This is a genomic window from Stenotrophomonas sp. YJH_SMC_123, assembly GCF_059368215.1.
Genome location: NZ_JCAFRM010000004.1, coordinates 192719 through 209738, shown reverse-complemented (window position 1 = coordinate 209738; position 17020 = coordinate 192719). Strand labels below are relative to the sequence as shown.

The 17020-nt window shown below is 66.4% G+C and carries 13 protein-coding genes; 4 read left to right on the top strand and 9 right to left on the bottom strand.

Features of this window, described 5'->3' with window-relative positions:
• Positions 1–11 precede the first annotated feature (11 nt).
• From AC5P5W_RS11545 to AC5P5W_RS11520, 6 genes are all read right to left on the bottom strand, one after another.
• Positions 12–794: an ABC transporter permease gene (locus tag AC5P5W_RS11545; RefSeq protein ID WP_053494789.1), complete on the bottom strand. Its 783-nt coding sequence runs from the start codon at positions 792–794 to the stop codon at positions 12–14.
• Positions 795–822: 28 nt separating this feature from the next.
• A complete protein-coding gene (locus AC5P5W_RS11540) occupies positions 823–1995 on the bottom strand; it encodes a cystathionine gamma-synthase (RefSeq protein ID WP_053494788.1) in 1173 nt (390 codons plus the stop codon).
• A gap of 123 nt (positions 1996–2118) precedes the next feature.
• Positions 2119–3489 carry a pyridoxal-phosphate dependent enzyme gene (locus AC5P5W_RS11535; RefSeq protein ID WP_014645842.1) on the bottom strand — a complete coding sequence of 457 codons (1371 nt, stop codon included), beginning with the start codon at positions 3487–3489 and terminating at the stop codon, positions 2119–2121.
• A gap of 301 nt (positions 3490–3790) precedes the next feature.
• On the bottom strand, positions 3791–4027 hold the full coding sequence (locus AC5P5W_RS11530) for an HP1242/YdcH family protein (protein ID WP_005407964.1): 237 nt from the start codon (positions 4025–4027) through the stop codon (positions 3791–3793).
• A 324-nt stretch (positions 4028–4351) separates the two neighbouring features.
• Complete coding sequence (locus tag AC5P5W_RS11525) at positions 4352–5236, bottom strand: OmpA family protein (protein ID WP_080281838.1); 885 nt, start codon at positions 5234–5236, stop codon at positions 4352–4354.
• Entirely contained in the window at positions 5233–5598 is a 366-nt protein-coding gene (locus AC5P5W_RS11520) for a DUF4398 domain-containing protein (protein WP_005415160.1), read from the bottom strand. The genes AC5P5W_RS11525 and AC5P5W_RS11520 overlap by 4 nt, the downstream gene beginning before the upstream one ends.
• Positions 5599–5719: 121 nt before the next feature.
• Between AC5P5W_RS11520 and AC5P5W_RS11515 the strand changes: the two genes are divergently transcribed.
• The 3 genes from AC5P5W_RS11515 to AC5P5W_RS11505 all read left to right on the top strand — a co-directional run bounded on the left by AC5P5W_RS11515 (position 5720) and on the right by AC5P5W_RS11505 (position 9703).
• Positions 5720–6847 (top strand): PilT/PilU family type 4a pilus ATPase, encoded by a 1128-nt coding sequence (locus AC5P5W_RS11515; RefSeq protein WP_014645840.1) that lies wholly within the window; start codon positions 5720–5722, stop codon positions 6845–6847.
• Positions 6848–6978: 131 nt separating this feature from the next.
• The gene (locus AC5P5W_RS11510) at positions 6979–8262 is read left to right on the top strand and encodes a putative DNA modification/repair radical SAM protein (RefSeq protein WP_197574378.1); all 1284 of its coding nucleotides are present in this window, start codon (positions 6979–6981) and stop codon (positions 8260–8262) included.
• Positions 8243–9703, top strand: coding sequence for a UdgX family uracil-DNA binding protein (locus tag AC5P5W_RS11505; protein WP_169412141.1), 1461 nt, complete (start codon positions 8243–8245; stop codon positions 9701–9703). The genes AC5P5W_RS11510 and AC5P5W_RS11505 overlap by 20 nt, the downstream gene beginning before the upstream one ends.
• Positions 9704–9747: 44 nt before the next feature.
• On the opposite strand, the gene maiA is transcribed toward AC5P5W_RS11505, so the two are convergent.
• The gene (maiA, locus tag AC5P5W_RS11500) at positions 9748–10416 is read right to left on the bottom strand and encodes a maleylacetoacetate isomerase (protein ID WP_197574377.1); all 669 of its coding nucleotides are present in this window, start codon (positions 10414–10416) and stop codon (positions 9748–9750) included.
• 14 nt (positions 10417–10430) lie between these two features.
• Positions 10431–11420, bottom strand: a complete 990-nt coding sequence (locus AC5P5W_RS11495) for a fumarylacetoacetate hydrolase family protein (RefSeq protein ID WP_049442134.1) — start codon at positions 11418–11420, stop codon at positions 10431–10433.
• Between the two features lie 974 nt (positions 11421–12394).
• On the opposite strand from AC5P5W_RS11495, the gene AC5P5W_RS11490 reads away from it, so the two are divergent.
• The gene (locus tag AC5P5W_RS11490) at positions 12395–13810 is read left to right on the top strand and encodes a DEAD/DEAH box helicase (RefSeq protein WP_046428694.1); all 1416 of its coding nucleotides are present in this window, start codon (positions 12395–12397) and stop codon (positions 13808–13810) included.
• 556 nt (positions 13811–14366) lie between these two features.
• Here AC5P5W_RS11490 and AC5P5W_RS11485 read toward each other — a convergent pair.
• Complete coding sequence (locus tag AC5P5W_RS11485; RefSeq protein ID WP_197575089.1) at positions 14367–16961, bottom strand: M14 family zinc carboxypeptidase; 2595 nt, start codon at positions 16959–16961, stop codon at positions 14367–14369.
• Between the last annotated feature and the right edge of the window lie 59 nt (positions 16962–17020).

The following is a 17020-nucleotide window of genomic DNA, read 5'->3' as shown; positions in this document are numbered from 1 at the left end:
CAAGCTCCTTCTTAAAGGACATCAGCGAATCCACACTTGGTGCGACGGAACCAGACCATTCCCAGCAGGCAGACCACAGACGCGGCAGCAAACTGCCCCGCCAGCTGCCACCAGTCCGGCAGCTGACCGAACACCGCGACCGCACGGGCCTGCTCGATGATCGTCGTAAGCGGATTGGCCAGGAAGAGCGGGCGGATGTACTCGGGAATCTTGGTGACCGGGAAGAACACTGGCGAAATGAACAGCAGGATCTGCGAGAAAACACCCACCACCTGGTTGACGTCCCTCAGGTAAACGCCCACAGACGCCAGTATCCAGCTGATGCCCAGCGCATACAGCACCAGGGGGACCATCACTACCAGAATCAACGGAAAAGTGACCGGAACACCGTTCCCGACGAACACCAGTGCAAGCGCCAGAACGCTCAGACTGATGAACCAATGGAACAGCGCCGATGAACAGGAAACGATCGGCAGAATGCCGATCGGGAACACGACCTTCTTGACGTAGTTGACGTTTCCCGTGATCAATCCCGGCGCGCGGTTGATGCATTCGGCGATGAATCCATGGAGGATCAGGCCGACGAACAACAGGATCGCAAAATCCGCCTGACGCTGTGGCTGATCGCCCCAGCGAACTTTCAGGATCACCGAGAAGAACAACGTGTATACGCTGAGCATCAACAGCGGATTGACGAAGGACCAGAACAAGCCGAGCACTGAGCCCTTGTAGCGGCCACTGACTTCACGCCGGGTGAGCTGGAAGATGAGACCAGCCAGATTCGAGGCACTCATGCGTCAGACACCATGGACAATCCGACGGTCACTGAAGTGCCCTCTCCAGATCCACCTGCAGATCCCCCAGCTCCTCCACGCCCACGCTCAGCCGCACCAGCGCATCGCTGATGCCCAGCTGTTCGCGGCGCGCGACCGGAATCGAGGCATGGGTCATCACCGCCGGATGGTTGACCAGGCTTTCAACACCGCCCAGCGACTCGGCCAGGGTGAACAGTTCGGTCTTCTCGCAGAAGCGCTTGGCCGCCTCGAACCCGCCCTTGAGCACGATCGAGACGATGCCGCCGTAGCCGGCCATCTGCTTGCCGGCCAGTTCGTGCTGCGGGTGCGAGGCCAGGCCCGGGTAGATCACCTTCTCCACCGCCGGGTGCTTTTCCAGCCATTGGGCCAGCGCCAGCGCGTTGGCGCAGTGTGCCTTCATACGCAGCGGCAGGGTCTTCAGGCCGCGCAGGGCCAGGAAGCTGTCGAAGGGGCCCTGCACGCCCCCCACCGAGTTCTGCAGGAAGGCCATCTGCTCGGCCAGTTCGGCGTTGTCGCCGACCACGACCATGCCACCGACCATGTCCGAGTGGCCATTGAGATACTTGGTGGCCGAATGCAGGACCAGGTCCGCACCCAGTTCCAGCGGACGCTGCAGCATCGGCGAGGCGAAGGTGTTGTCGACCACTACGATCAGGCCATGGCGCTTGGCGATGGCGGCGACCGCGGCGATGTCGACGATCTTCAGCATCGGGTTGGTCGGGGTCTCGATCCAGACCATCTTCGTCTTCGACGTGATGGAGGCTTCGAATGCCGCCAGATCGGTGAGGTCGACGAAGCTGAAGTCCAGCCCGGCGGTGCGGCGACGCACGCGCTCGAACAGGCGGAAGCTGCCGCCGTAGATGTCGTCCATCGCCACCACGTGGCTGCCAGCGTCGAGCAGCTCGATCACGGTCGAGCTGGCCGCCATGCCCGAAGCGAAGGCAAAGCCGCGGGTACCGCCTTCCAGCGAGGCCACGCAGCGCTCATAGGCGAAGCGGGTCGGGTTGTGGGTACGCGAGTACTCGAAGCCCTGATGCTCGCCCGGGCTGGACTGGGCATAGGTCGAAGTGGCGTAGATTGGCGGCATCACCGCGCCGGTGCTGGGGTCGGGCGACTGACCGCCGTGGATGGCCAGCGTGGCCAGGGCCAGCGCGCGGTCCGGGGAAGAAGCGTTGGACATGTCGTTTCCTGATTGGCGCCGATGACCGGCGCCGTCGAAGGAGCGGGAGTCTATCAGCGCGGCCTTAACGAGCTTTGACGCGGATAAACCGGGATTCAGCAGCGATCTGCGGCGATAAACGCCTTACTGAACGCGCCGACGCAGATAATTCAGCAGGTCGATGCGGGTGATCAGGCCGAGGAAGGCGTCGCCGTCCATCACGATCGCCACCTGGCCGCGGTCGAACACGGGCAGCAGGGCCTCGATCGGCGACTTCACGTCCAGCCGGTCCAGCTTGCTGACCATCGCGGTGGCCACGGTGTCGCGGAAGCGCGCCTCGTCGCCATAGACATGCAGCAGCACGTCGCTTTCGTCGACGATGCCGACCAGCTTCTCGCCGTCCATCACCGGCAGCTGCGAGACGTCGTACAGCTTCATGCGCTGGTAGGCGGTGGTCAGCAGGTCGTTCGGGCCGATCACCACGGTGTCGCGCTGGCCGTACGGGCGCAGGATCAGGTCGCGCAGGTCGCCGTGCTGCGGGCGCTGCAGGAAGCCGTTGTCCAGCATCCAGTAGTCGTTGTACATCTTCGACAGGTACTTGTTGCCGGTATCGCAGACCAGCACCAGCACCCTCTTCGGCGTGGTCTGCTCCTTGCAGTACTTCAGCGCCGCCGCCAGCAGGGTGCCGGTGGACGAACCGCCCAGGATGCCTTCCTTGCCCAGCAGCTCGCGCGCGGTGTGGAAGCTCTCGGCATCGCTGATCGCATAAGCCTTCTTGACGCGGCTGAAGTCGGAGATCGAGGGCAGGAAGTCCTCGCCGATGCCTTCCACCAGCCAGCTGCCCGACTTGTCGTTGAGCACGCCGTCGTTGATGTATTCGGCCAGGATCGAGCCGACCGGATCGGCCAGCACCAGCTCGGTCTTCGGCGACAGCTTGGCGAACGCGCGCGACAGGCCGGTCATGGTGCCGGAGCTGCCGCAGCCGAACACGATGGCGTCGAGGTCACCGCCCATCTGCTCGAGGATTTCCGGGCCGGTGCCGAACTCATGCGCGGCCGGGTTGTCCGGGTTGCCGAACTGGTTGATGAAGTAGGCGCCCGGGGTCTGCTCGGCGATGGTCTTGGCCAGGTCCTGGTAGTACTCGGGATGGCCCTTGGCGACGTCTGAACGGGTCAGGCGCACTTCAGCGCCCATCGCCTTCAGGTTGAAGATTTTCTCGCGGCTCATCTTGTCGGGAACGACGAGGATCAGCTTGTAGCCCTTCTGCTGTGCCACCAGCGCCAGGCCCAGGCCGGTGTTGCCGGCGGTACCTTCAACCAGGGTCGCGCCCGGCTTCAGGTCACCCCGCTGCTCCGCCGCCTCGATCATCGACAGGCCGATGCGATCCTTGATCGATCCGCCCGGGTTGGCGCTCTCCAGCTTCAGGTAGAGCTCGCAGACGCCGGTGTCCAGGCGCTGGGCCTTGACGATCGGGGTCTGGCCGATGAGTTCGAGGACGGAAGAATGGATGGGCATTCGGAGGACTTTCGATTCGCGCCACGCAGGGCCGGACCGATGATTATCCGACGGATGGCGCTGAATGTCAGGTCGGTGCAGGCATGCCGCCCGCCTGCCCCGTAAAGGGATGCGGGCGGCCCCGGATCGACGAGGAGACCGGTACCGCCCGCATCGGTGAGTTGTGCCTGCTGGCCAAGGCACCACCGCCTGTGGTGCCTTGGCGCGGCCGCCTCATCGGCGGTGCCGCGATGCCGGGGCGGGGTCGCCCGGCGGGGCCATCGATGGCCGGGTCACGCCGTTCCGGGCGCGACGGGGTGCGTCAAAGCGTGGGGGACGTCGTTGGGAGAGGTGTTTCGTACATTCGCAGAAGGCGTTGCTTGGCCAGCAGCTTCTCACGCTTCATGCGACCCAGGGTGACATCATCGATCGGGAGTACACCCAACTCCGCGTCCATGCACTTCTTGTTCAACTTGCGGTGCTGGTCATGGAGTGCCCTGAACTCCGGATCACGCGCGCGACGGGCGTCGATCTCGCTCTGGGGCTGATCTTCAAACATGATGGACCTCCTTCGACAGATACACGAACGCCCCGGCCACAAGGCACGGGGCGTTGTTCATGGAGGAGCGCCGGCCGATGGCCACCTGGACGCCTGCAACGACCTGCGGCACTGGCCTGCGCACGTCGATCTGCTGCGGTTCGCGCCCTGCTTGCATCGGCCCGGCCCTCCCATCGTCCGGTCCGCGGCATTGCGTCCCGGACGATTGACCCTACGCCTGCTCAGGGCGGGGTACAAGACCCCTGCGTCAAAAAGACCGAACCCCGCCGGGGCGGGGTTCAGGCTGAATGCTCATTGCAACGAAAAACAAACAATATCAATGCATTACGGGGCGATGATGACCTCGGCCGAACGGGCCCGGGTGGAGGCTGCCTTCTTGCCGCTGACCTGGATCCGGTTGCTGGCGACACCAGCCGCGACCAGGGCGTCGCGCAGCGCTTCGGCCCGCTTCTGACCCACGCCGTTGGCATTGTCGTAGGCCTCGATGCGCAGGCGGCCCTTCTTGCCGATGTTCAGGTACTCGGCCAGCGCCTTGGCCTGGTTGCGGGCCCCACCGGACAGGCTGGAGGCACCTGCAGCGAACGCGTCGCCATTGAAGGTGAAGACTTCGCCTCGCCCATCGAACTTCGAACCCGGCAGTTTCTGCCCGGAGACCAGCTCGGCCTCCTCACGGGCCAGCTTGGCGGCGTTCTGCTGGGCAGCGCTGAGCCGCTGCTGCTGCTTGCCGGCCACGCTGGTCAGGGCGTTTTCGGCGTCCTGGCGGGCCAGGGTTTCGGCCTCGGCGGCCTGGCGCAGGCGTTCGGCCTCCTCGGCCTGCATCTGCGCCTGCATGCGCAGCTGCTCGGCTTCCTGACGGGCGCGGGCAGCGTCGCGGCGGCTGGCCTCGATCAGCAGGTCGCTGCGGGTGCGCTCCAGGCGGTCGACCTCGCGCGCGGCCATCGCGGTGCGCACGGCCGTCTCGGCAATCTCCACCCGGCGCTCGGCCAGGTAGGTGGCCAGCTCCTGGTCACGGCGCTTGGCCTTGTCCAGGGTCGCGATGGCCTGCTGGGCCTGCATGCGCTCGAAGGCGCCCAGCTCAGCGGTATCCGGGTTGGCCTGGATGGCCATCAGGCGCTGGCTCAGCTGCGCCACCATCGGGTTGTCGGCGGCCACGGCCAGGGTCGGCAGCGCCAGCAGCGCGGCCAGGGTTGCGGCGGTCATCGGCTTCACCGGCGGTCCTCCCCGGTCGACAGCTGGCGTTGCAGCTGGTTGACCTCGTTGCGGCGCAGCTGCAGCTGCGCGGTGACGGTGGCTTCCTCGCTGCGGACGCGTGCCAGGTCGGCATCGGCGGCGGCGCGCAGGGCCATCGCCGGGGCGTTCTTCCGTTCGCGGCGGTCGCCGGCGGCGCGCTGGGCCTGCTCCAGCCCCTGCCGGGCCAGACCGATCAGGTCCGGGGCGTACTGGTCGGCGTCGGCCTGGGTGGCCTTGTCGACCGCCTGCCGGGCCTGCGCCAGTTCCAGGGCGGCGTCCTGCGCCCAGGCGGGGGCAGACAGTGCGAATGCAAACGCCATCACATACAGGCCATGGCGCATTCGTGCGAAGCTAAGTCGTTTCATTGGGGAGGCCGTACCGGTTGTCGGTTCACGGCCATTGTCGTCAAGCCGACACCGTGCTGGCAACGGGCGTCGGCCGTTTCGTTGGGGAAAATTCGCAATGGATATCGGCTACTTCCTGAAGCTGATGACCGAAAAGAACGCTTCGGACATGTTTCTGACCACCGGGGCACCGGTCTACATCAAGATCGAGGGGAAGCTCTATCCGCTGGGCAACACCGGCCTGCCGCCGGGCATGGTCAAGAAAATCGCCTACTCGCTGATGGACGAAGGCCAGGTGCCGCAGTTCGAGCGCGAGCTGGAGCTCAACATGGCCATCGCCCTGCCCGATGCCGGGCGCTTCCGCGTCAACGTGTTCAAGCAGCGGGGCGAGGTCGGCATGGTCATCCGCGCCATCCGCAGCCGCATCCCGAGCATCGAGGAGCTGAACCTGCCGCAGGTGCTGAAGGACGTCATCATGACCCCGCGCGGGCTGGTGCTGGTGGTGGGGTCCACCGGTTCCGGCAAGTCCACCTCGCTGGCGTCGATGATCGACCACCGCAACAGCACCACCACCGGTCACATCCTCACCATCGAGGATCCGATCGAGTACCTGCACAAGCACAAGATGTCGATCGTCAACCAGCGCGAGGTCGGCCTGGACACCCACGCCTTCCACAACGCGCTGAAGAACGCGATGCGTGAAGCGCCGGACGTGATCCTGATCGGCGAAATCCTGGATGCGGAAACGATGGAGGCGGCGATCGCCTTCGCCGAGACCGGGCACCTGTGCCTGGCCACCCTGCACTCCAACAACGCCGACCAGACCATCGAGCGCATCCTCAACTTCTTCCCGGAAAGCGCGCACAAGAACGTGCTGATGAACCTGGCGCTGAACCTGCGTGCGGTGATCAGCCAGCGCCTGGTGAAGAACAAGGAGGGCCGTCGCCTGCCGGCCACCGAGGTGCTGATCAATACGCCGATGATCCGCGACCTGTTGCGTCGCGGCCAGGTGCACGAGATCAAGGCGGCGATGGAAGGCTCGCTGGAAGAAGGCATGGAGAGCTTCGACCAGTGCCTGTTCCGGCTGGCCAAGGCGGGCATCATCGAGCAGGAGGAAGCGCTGCGCGCGGCCGACTCGCGCGATGGCCTGGCCCTGAAGTTCCGTTTGTCCGAAGGCAGCAGCGGTGAGCACGACCCGTACGCCGATTTCTCGGCCGGCGCACCCAGCATCACCCACGGCTTCTGACCCCACGAAAAAGGGGACGGAGGGGATTAAGTCGTTTGTGCATTTGCGACTTAATCCCCTCCGTCCCCTTTTTTCTGAAGCGTTCATGGGCGGTCTCATCCAATGAGACCCCTCATCCGTAGGTTTCCTCAATGGAAACCATCCGCAAGCTGGCCATTCTGGCCGACGCCGCCAAATACGATGCCTCCTGCGCCTCCAGCGGCTCGGGCAAGCGCGATTCGCGCGCCAGTGGCGGTATCGGCAGCACCGAGGGCATGGGCATCTGCCACAGCTACACGCCCGATGGCCGCTGCGTTTCGTTGCTGAAGATCCTGCTGACCAACTTCTGCATTTACGACTGCGCCTATTGCGTGAACCGGGTCTCCAGCAACGTGGCACGCGCGCGTTTCAGCGTGGACGAGGTGGTCACGCTCACCCTGGACTTCTACAAGCGCAACTACATCGAGGGCCTGTTCCTGTCCAGCGGCATCATCCGCAATGCGGACTACACCATGGAACAGATGGTGGAAGTGGCCCGGCAGCTGCGCGAAGAACACCGCTACGCCGGCTACATCCATCTCAAGACCATTCCCGAGGCCTCGCCGGAACTGCTGGCCAGCGCCGGGTGCTATGCCGACCGCCTGTCCATCAACGTGGAACTGCCCACTGAAGCCGGCCTGAGCGCCTTGGCGCCGGAGAAGACGGTGCATTCGATCCGTGGCGCGATGGGCGAACTGCGCTGGCGCATCGAGGAAGCCAAGGAAGCTCGCAAGGCCCCTGCAGCGGTGGCGCCGACGGCCAGTCGCAGTGTTCGCCCGCGCCCTCCCCGTTTCGCACCGGCCGGGCAGAGCACCCAGATGATCGTCGGCGCGGACGGGGCAAACGACCAGCAGATCCTGGCCAGCGCCGACAGCCTGTACGGCAACTACCGCATGCGCCGGGTCTACTACTCCGCGTTCAGCCCGATTCCGGACGCCAGCCGGCAGCTGCCACTGCAGCCGCCACCGCTGCAGCGCGAACATCGCCTTTACCAGGCAGACTGGCTGCTGCGCTTCTACGGTTACGGTGTGGAGGAGATTACCGACACCACCCAGGACGGCATGCTCGACCTGGATATCGACCCCAAGATGGCCTGGGCGATCCGCCATCCCGAGCGCTTTCCGGTCGATCTGAACCGGGCACCGAAGGAAATGCTGCTGCGCGTGCCCGGCCTTGGCGTGCGCAACGTCAAGCGCGTGCTGATGGCACGCCGCCACGGGCGGCTGCGCGTGGCCGACATCGCGCGCCTGAAGGCACCGATGAGCAAGCTGCTGCCGTTCGTGCTGCTGGCCGACCATCACCCGCGCAAAGCACTGGATGATCCGGCGGCGCTGCGCGCGCAGCTGGCCCCGCCGCCGCGCCAGGGTTCGCTTTTCGATGCCCCGTCTGCGTCCTGACGCGCAGCGTTGGTCGCTGCGGGTGGATCCGCCGTGGTCGCTGCAGGCCTGGCGCGATGCTGCGCGCGAAGCGTTGCTGCGCGGCGTTGCCCCGCCGCAGCTGGACTGGCTGGAAGGGAGTGACACGTCGCTGCTGGATGCGCCGGCCGTGCAGCAGGCCCCGATGCTTGCCGATGCCGGTGCACCCAACGTTCCACGTGACTTCCTGGAGCTGGCGGCCACCTGCCTGTGCCATCGCGATCCCCAGCGCCTGGCCGTGCTGTATCGCCTGCTGTGGCGCATCGCCCATGGCGAGCGATCAGTGCTGGGCAACCCCGCCGACGCCGATGTCCTGCGCGCGACAGCCCTCGCCCAGGCCGTCCGCCGTGACACGCACAAGATGAAGGCATTCGTGCGCTTCCGCGAGGTACCTGGCCAGCCCGATGCGTTCATCGCCTGGTTCGAGCCGCAACACCACATCGTCGACCGGGTCGCGCCGTTCTTCGCGCGCCGCTTCACCGGCATGCGCTGGGCGATCCTGACCCCTTCGCGCAGCGTCGCCTGGGATGGGCAGGCGCTTGCCTTCGGCCCCGGTGCACGGCGCGAAGATGCCCCGGCCGAGGATGCACGGGAGTCGCTGTGGCAGACCTACTACGCCAGCATCTTCAATCCGGCGCGACTCAACACACGGATGATGATGCAGGAGATGCCGGCCAAGTACTGGCGCCACCTGCCTGAAGCACAGTTGCTGCCACGCCTGGTGCGCGACGCGGCCGACCGCGTGCAGGAAATGCATGACCGGCCGGCACAGGCACCGCAACGCAGGATTCCCCCGCGTGCGAACGCTGCGGCGCCGGCAGCCGATGCCAGCAGCCTGGACAATCTGCGCGGACAGGCCAGTGCCTGCCGCCAGTGCCCGCTATGGGAGCAGGCCACGCAGACCGTGTTCGGGCAGGGGCCTGCCGATGCGCGGGTGATGGTGATCGGCGAGCAGCCCGGTGATACCGAGGATCTGCGCGGGCAGCCGTTCGCAGGACCTGCCGGCCAGGTGCTGGACCGCGCACTGGCGGAACTGGGAATCGATCGCGCCCAGCTGTACCTCACCAACGCGGTGAAGCACTTCCACCATGAGCGGCGCGGCAAGGTGCGGCTGCACAAGCGGCCGGAAAGCCGCCACATCCAGGCCTGCCGCCCCTGGCTGATGGGTGAGATCGCACGCGTGCGGCCCCAGGTGATCGTATGCCTCGGCGCGACAGCCGCAGCCTCGGTATTCGGTCGTGGTTTCGACCTCGCACGCGACCGCGGACGCTGGCACACCCTCGAGGACGGCACGCGCGGCTACGCCACGGTGCACCCGGCATGGGTGTTGCGGCAGGCCGACGATGCGCGCCGCGAGGAAGCCTACCGGGTGTTCCGCGATGACCTGGCCCGTTTGCGGCAGAAAGGGGACGGAGGGGATTAAGTCGTAAGTGCATATGCGACTTAATCCCCTCCGTCCCCTTTTTTTCAGGCGGCGTCGGGCTGGTTTTCCGGGCGTGCGCGGTCGAAGGCATCCACTGCCTGGCAGGCCGCTTCGATGCGGCGCAGGGTCGGGTACGGTGCCAGGTCCAGGCCGAAGCGGTGGGCGTTGTACAGCTGCGGCAGCAGGCAGATATCGGCCAGGCCGGGACGGTCACCGTGGCAGAAGGCGCCGGTGTCACGACTGTTGACCAGCAGGGCTTCCATCGCCGCGAAGCCCTCGGCGATCCATTGCAGGGTCCACTGCGTGCGCGCATCGGCCGGCACCTGCAGATCGCGCTCCAGGTACTGCATCACCCGCAGGTTGTTGATCGGGTGGATGTCGCAGGCCACCAGCTGGGCCAGCGCCCGCACCCGCGCGCGGCCGGCGGCGTCGGCCGGCAGCAGCGGTACCTGCGGAAAGCGCTCGTCCAGGTATTCGAGGATCGCCAGCGACTGGGTCAGCACATGCCCCTCATGCAGCAGGGTCGGCACCTGCTGCTGCGGGTTGAGCGCCCGATAGGCATCCCGGTGCTGCTCGCCACCGTCGCGCACCAGATGCACCGGCCGGGCCTCCCAGGCCAGGCCCTTCAGCTCCAGACCGATGCGCACGCGGTAGGCGGCGCTGGATCGCCAGTAGGTGTACAGCACGATGCCGTCGTCGACCGGGATCTCCATGGCCGCCTCCATGCTCAGGGCCTGGCCGCCTGTTCGATGCGCTGCTCGATCGCACCGAAGATGCTGTTGCCCGCGGCATCGAGCATCTCGATGCGCACCACGTCGCCGAAGGACATGAACGGCGTGCTCGGCTTGCCATCGCGCAGGGTTTCGACCACGCGCTGCTCGGCGAAGCACGACGCACCCTTGCTGGTGTCTTCATTGGCGATGGTGCCCGAGCCGACGATGGTGCCGGCGACCAGCGGACGGGTCTTGGCCGCATGCGAAACCAGCTGGGCGAAATTGAACTGCATGTCCACGCCCGCTTCCGGCGCACCGAACCACTGGCCGTTGATGTGGGTCAGCAGCGGCAGGTGCACCTTGCTGTCCTGCCACGCGGCACCCAGCTCGTCAGGGGTGACGAACACCGGCGACAGCGCCGAGCGCGGCTTGGACTGCAGGAAGCCGAAACCCTTGGCCAGCTCGCCCGGGATCAGGTTGCGCAGCGAGACATCGTTGACCAGGCCGACCAACTGGATATGACCGGCTGCCTGTTCCGGGGTCGCCGCCATCGGCACGTCGTCGGTGATCACCACGATCTCCGCTTCCAGGTCGATGCCGTAGTCCTCGCTGACCACCTTGACCGCATCGCGCGGGCCGTAGAAGCCTGCGCTGGTGGCCTGGTACATCAGCGGGTCGGTGTAGAAGCTGTCCGGCACCTCGGCGCCACGGGCACGGCGCACGCGCTCGACGTGCGGCAGGTAGGCGCTGCCATCGACGAACTCATAGGCGCGCGGCATCGGTGCGGCCAGTGCCTGCGGGTCGAGGTCGAACACGCCATCGGCATCGCCGGCATTGAGCGATTCGTACAGGGCGTTCAGGCGCGGTGCGATGTGGCTCCAGTCCTCCAGGGCCTGCTGCAGGGTGGCGGCAATGCCGGTGGCGCGCACGCCGTGGCGCAGGTCACGCGAGACGACGATCAGGGTGCCGTCGCGGCCGCCTTCCTTCAAAGAACCAAGCTTCATGGGTGGGTGTCCGGAGTCGTGGGCAAACAAGTTTCAAGTGTAATCAAATCTGCGGCGACGCCAAGCTGCAGCGCGGCATCGGCCCACCCTACCGTAGTGGGGGGTTCGGCAGGGCTTGCAGCCCTGCACCTGCTTCAAGCCAAGGCAACAGCCGACGCAACAGCAACAGCGGACATTCCGTGGGATGGCGAGGCACTGTGGGTTTGCGGGGACGCCGTAAACCCATCCATGGGGGCTTGGTCGCGGCATCCATGCCGCTCACACCCCGCAAACCCACAGTACCCCGCCTTCGACAGTAGGCCGGTGGCCAGTAGATCCACGCCATGCGTGGATGAAATCTGTCAGATATCGAATGAAATTCCGGGGTCAGATCCGTTTTCCTGCGGAAAACGGATCTGACCCCATGCCATTCCGACAGATCGCAGGAAACTGTCGAAGGCGGGGTGGGTCCGGTGACAGGGGCGTGAGCCGCATGGATGCGGCGACCGAGCTTACATGGGTGAGGGCGCTTTGCTTGCGAAGCACCGCTTCGCAAGCGCCCGAACGCCCAACCGCCAGCGGCTGGGCCGGGCCCCGGAGGGGTACTTGCAGCGCCCCCTGCCACCGGACCCACCCCGCCTACCCACAGGAACCGGCCTTTGACGTTGCTTCAGCCTCTGCGGGTGCAGGGCGCAGCCCTGCAGACACGCCCCTACCTGAACAGGCCTTTTTGCGCGAAGTCTCGAACATCGTTTAGACTTGCAGGGTCTGCAGCGGCCGTCCGTTTCCCTCCGGGATCGCCGGCGACCAGGGTCCGCCCTCTTCGCCCGCCCCCACTCCGACGCCGTTCGTCACGCATTCCAGCCTGCGCTTCGTGCCGGCTGCACCCAATTCTCGCAGCGCGGTTCACGGGAACGCTCCGAGTCAGCCGATCAGTTTGATCTGCCCCCGTCTGTCCGCTCGGACAGGCGTTTCTTGTACTTGGAGCAAACTCAATGTCTTTTGAATCGCTGGGCCTGGCGCCCTTCCTGCTGCGCGCGCTCGCCGAGCAGGGCTACGAAAACCCGACCCCGATCCAGCAGCAGGCGATCCCGCTGGCGCTGGCCGGTCGCGACCTGCTGGCCGGCGCACAGACCGGCACCGGCAAGACCGCCGCGTTCGGCCTGCCGCTGCTGCAGCACCTGGGCACCGCCTCGCAGGAGGTACGTGCCGGCCCGCGCAAGCCGCGCGCGCTGATCCTGGCCCCGACCCGCGAGCTGGCCACCCAGGTGCATGACAGCCTGCGTGGCTACAGCAAGTACCTGCGCATCCCCAGCGCCTGCATCTACGGCGGCGTCGGCATGGGCAACCAGCTGGACATCCTGCGCCGTGGCGTGGACCTGCTGGTGGCCTGCCCGGGCCGCCTGATCGACCACCTTGAGCGTCGCAGCGTCGACCTGTCCGGCATTGAAGTGCTGATCCTGGACGAAGCCGACCGCATGCTCGACATGGGCTTCCTGCCGTCGATCAAGCGCATCCTGGCCAAGCTGCCGAAGCAGAACCGCCAGACCCTGCTGTTCTCGGCCACCTTCGAGGACAACATCCGCCAGTTGGCGCTGGAGTTCATGCGCAACCCGGAACAGATCCAGGTGACGCCGAAGAACACCGTGGCCGAAACCATCACCCACCGCGTGCATCCGGTCGACGCCGGCCGCAAGCGCGACCTGCTGCTGCACCTGCTGGCGCAGGACAGCCGCGAGCAGACCCTGGTGTTCGCCCGCACCAAGCATGGCAGCGACAAGCTGGCCACCTTCCTGGAAAAGTCGGGCATCAAGACCGCGGCGATCCACGGCAACAAGAGCCAGGGCCAGCGCCTGCGTGCGCTGGGTGACTTCAAGGCCGGCCGCGTGACCGTGCTGGTGGCCACCGACATCGCCGCGCGCGGCATCGACATCAACGAGCTGCCGAAGGTGATCAACTTCGACCTGCCGATGGTGGCCGAGGACTACGTGCACCGCATCGGCCGCACCGGCCGCAACGGCGCGACCGGCCAGGCGATTTCGCTGGTGGCGCAGGATGAAGTGAAGCTGCTGCGCGCGATCGTGCGCCTGCTGGGCCGCGACATGGACATCCGCGATGTGCCGGGCTTCGAGCTGCAGACGCCGATCCGCTGGGGCAACAGTGCGCCGGGCAAGGCCGAGCACGATACCGGTGAGCGCGCGCCGCGCAAGAGCCACGCACGCCGTCCGCACGGCGATGCGCCGCGCCATGCGCATGCCGGCCCGAAGAAGGCCGGTGGTGGCCGTCGCGAGGGCGGCGGCAACGGCCAGCAGCGTGCGGGCGCGGGTCAGGGCCAGCGCCGTGGCGGTGGCGGCAATGGTGGCGGCCGTGGTCGCGGCCAGGGTGGCAACGGCGGCGGTCGCGCCGGCTGATCCCAGCTGACATGGATGGCGCTTCCCGCTGCGCGGGGGGCTATCGAGGGACGGCGCTGACGCGCCGTCCTTTTTTTGTTGCTGGCTACCGGGTGATAAAGCACGCGGTGGCAGTACCGAGGGCGGATGGACATGGGGGCAGCGCAGAACACGCTGTAAATACGTCCATGTAAGCTCGATGGCGCCATCCATGGCGCCAACGGTTCTGCGCTGCCCCCATGCCCATCCGCTTCAAGCATTGCCTGCGCCTTCTTCTCCCGCCGGGTAGCCGGGAGAAGAAAGATCAAATTCAAGTTCAAATTCAAATTCAAAGGCAAAAGCCGAAGTCGCAATTCCTGGCTTTGCTTTTGCTTTTGCTTTTGTATTTGCCCTTGCTCCCGCCTTGGGGTCTGACGCGTCCGCGCCCGCTGGAAACTGTCTTGGGGAGGCCGGGCGGGCTGCGCAGGACCGTTGGCGCCAAGGATGGCGCCATCGAGCCCCCAAGGACGGGTTTACGGCGTGTCCTGCGCAGCCCGCCCGGCCTCCCCCACACGCATCAATCAAGGCGCGCAAACCCTCAACCCCGCGCTTTCGCCGGATTTACCAGATTCCCGAAGAAGATCGCGTTGATCAGCAGCCGGTCCGTGCCATGCCAGTACTTGCGATGCGCCGGATCATCGGCGAACAGCACCACGTTACCCTGCCCCTGCGCCGACACCAGCAGCCACGCGCTGCCCGCCACCCGCGTGCGGTTGCGCTCGGACAAGTAACCGTTCACCCGCGGCGGCGCGTCGATGCGTACCACCGTCGAGAACGGGTTCGCACTCGGCTGCAGCGTCACCGTGTTTTCCTTGTTGATCGCCAGTTGCCGGCGCGGCACGCCGAACGCCAACGGATGGCTGGTATCCACGTCGGCACTGAGGATGTTGCCGCTGACCCGCTCGATCGCAGCGATGTCGCGCTGGTCGCCGAACGCACGGCGGCTCTCGTCGGCAGTCTCTTCTTCCTTGCCGAGCTTCTCGCCGTCGGCCAGCTTCTGTTCGATCGCCCACTTCGAGGCGCTGCCGTAGGTCACCAGTGAACCTCCGGCCTGCACCCAGCGCTTCAGTGCGGCCACCGCCGTGGCATCGATGCCGGTGTAGGTGCCGCCGGACAGCACGATCGTGGTGTAGCGGTCCAGCGGCACCTTGCCCAGCTGCTGCGGGTCCAGCTTGCTGGCAGGCAGGTGCAGCTGCTGGTCGAGCAGGAACCACGCCGAACCGATCTCGGTGGCGGCCACGCCCTCGCCCATCACCAGCGCGACCGTGGGCTTGCGCAGCGCCTTGACGCCGTCACTGCCGAGGTCGATGCCTTCGCGGCTGCGGCCGCTGGGCAATGCGTGCACCTGCACACCCGCCTCGCGCGCGGCCGACGTCACTGCCTCAAGCAGCGCTGCGCCCTGCAGCGATTGCCCGGCCACCGGAATCACCAGGCTGCCGGCGGCGAAGCTGACCTCGCCCTGCGCGGTCGCGGTGGTGAACGGCTGGAACGCCGCACGTGCGCTCACGCCCTTGCCCTGCAGTGCAGCCAGCGCGCGCCCGGCGTTGTAGTCGCGCCAGTCGATCGCGTAGGCGAATCCGGCCTGGCCGCCCAGCACCGCGCCCTGCGCCGCCGGCAGCGCGGTCACGCGTGCACCGCCTTCGATACGGCTGCGGCTACCGGCGAAGGCCACGCCGTAGGCCGGTGCGATTGCGTAGCTGGTGCTGCCGTAGAACACATCACCCTTGATCGGCGGCGTCTCGGCAAAGATCGAATGCACCAGGCGGAACTGCGCCTGTTGGACCGGCACAACGTAGGCGCTGCCGGCATCGAAACGCTGCCCATCGACAGTGACGGCACGATCCAGCGCGCGCACGTCGATGCGATGCAGCAGCAACAGTTCCAGCAGGCGGTGGGTCAGCGCCGGATCATGCGCATCACCGAACACGAAGCTCTTCACCGGCTGCTGTGCGGCCTGCTTCAGCGCGCTCTGGAAGAACTGCTTCTGCAGGTCGAACAGGCCGCTGCGCTCGGTCACTGCGCCGCGCACGGTGCCCAGCCCGGTGGCGACCTGGTTGCGGATGGTGAACGGGAACGTCAGCAGGCCATTCACCGATTCCTGCACGCGGCCGCGTGAGCTGGCCTGTTCGACGGTCACGCCGACGGCACCATGGAAGTCCGGGTAGGTCGAGCCGTATACCGGCGAGAAGTTGTCGAAGTTCTCGCCGGTGTAGTACAGCGAGCGCAGCGCATCCAGCGCCTGCGCGTGGTACCTGGCCAGGGTCTTGTTGAATTCGTACGACGCCGCGGGAATCAGCGGACTGTGCATGCTCTTCGGCGAGGGCTCGAAGTAGTAGGTGCTGTCCTTGCCCATTTCGTGGAAGTCGATCTGCACGTTCGGGTACCACTGGTGGAACACCTCCACCTTCGGCCGCGAGTCCTGCTGGGTCAGGGCCAGCCAGTCGCGGTTGAGATCGGTGAAGTAGTGGTTGGTGCGCCCTTGCGGGAACGGTTCGACGTGCTCCTTGTCGGCCGGGTCGGCCGAGGCCGGATCGGAGGCCCACGCGTTGTGCCAGTTGGCGGCACGATCGCGACCGTCCGGATTCTGCGCCGGGTCGAACAGCACCACCGCCTGCTGCAGCCACTGCTGGGTTTCGGCGCTGCGGTTGGCCACCAGGTAGTAAGCCGTCAGCATCGCCGCCTCGGCACTGGAGGTCTCGTTGCCATGCACGCTGTATCCCAGCCACACCACCACCGGGCTGTCGCCCGCCGCACTGCGCGGCTGCGCCGGATCGGCCAGGGTCGCGTGCTGCTGGCGGATCTGTTCCAACCGCGCGTGGTTGCCTGCGGCAGTGACAGTGGCGATCAACAGCGGGCGGCCCTCATAGCTGCGGCCGATCTCGCGCACGCTGATCCTGTCCGAGCGCCGGGCCAGTTCCTGGAAGTACGCCACCAGCTGGTCGTGCCGGGTGTAACGGCTGCCGATCGGATAGCCGAGGAACTGCTCCGGCGTGGGCACGGCGGTATCGAACGCCGCTGCATCGGCAGCCTGCGGAAAGAAGTAGGTGCTCTGTGCCTGTACCGGCTGCGGCTGGAACAGTGCGGTGGCGGCGGCAAGCAGCAACGGAAGAACGGCACGACGATGCAAGGACACAGTGACTCCCCTGGAACACAACGGCAGGCGGTCGCGCGACCGGTCCCCTGGGGAGACCG

Bases quoted from the DNA above. Each gene is read 5' to 3' on its own strand.
- AC5P5W_RS11495 (WP_049442134.1), bottom strand. From the start codon at position 11,420: ATGAAGCTTGGTTCTTTGAAGGAAGGCGGCCGCGACGGCACCCTGATC.
- AC5P5W_RS11510 (WP_197574378.1), top strand. From the start codon at position 6,979: ATGGAAACCATCCGCAAGCTGGCCATTCTGGCCGACGCCGCCAAATAC.
- AC5P5W_RS11530 (WP_005407964.1), bottom strand. From the start codon at position 4,027: ATGTTTGAAGATCAGCCCCAGAGCGAGATCGACGCCCGTCGCGCGCGT.
- AC5P5W_RS11520 (WP_005415160.1), bottom strand. From the start codon at position 5,598: ATGCGCCATGGCCTGTATGTGATGGCGTTTGCATTCGCACTGTCTGCC.
- AC5P5W_RS11540 (WP_053494788.1), bottom strand. From the start codon at position 1,995: ATGTCCAACGCTTCTTCCCCGGACCGCGCGCTGGCCCTGGCCACGCTG.
- AC5P5W_RS11545 (WP_053494789.1), bottom strand. From the start codon at position 794: ATGAGTGCCTCGAATCTGGCTGGTCTCATCTTCCAGCTCACCCGGCGT.
- maiA (WP_197574377.1), bottom strand. From the start codon at position 10,416: ATGGAGATCCCGGTCGACGACGGCATCGTGCTGTACACCTACTGGCGA.
- AC5P5W_RS11515 (WP_014645840.1), top strand. From the start codon at position 5,720: ATGGATATCGGCTACTTCCTGAAGCTGATGACCGAAAAGAACGCTTCG.
- AC5P5W_RS11535 (WP_014645842.1), bottom strand. From the start codon at position 3,489: ATGCCCATCCATTCTTCCGTCCTCGAACTCATCGGCCAGACCCCGATC.
- AC5P5W_RS11505 (WP_169412141.1), top strand. From the start codon at position 8,243: ATGCCCCGTCTGCGTCCTGACGCGCAGCGTTGGTCGCTGCGGGTGGAT.
- AC5P5W_RS11490 (WP_046428694.1), top strand. From the start codon at position 12,395: ATGTCTTTTGAATCGCTGGGCCTGGCGCCCTTCCTGCTGCGCGCGCTC.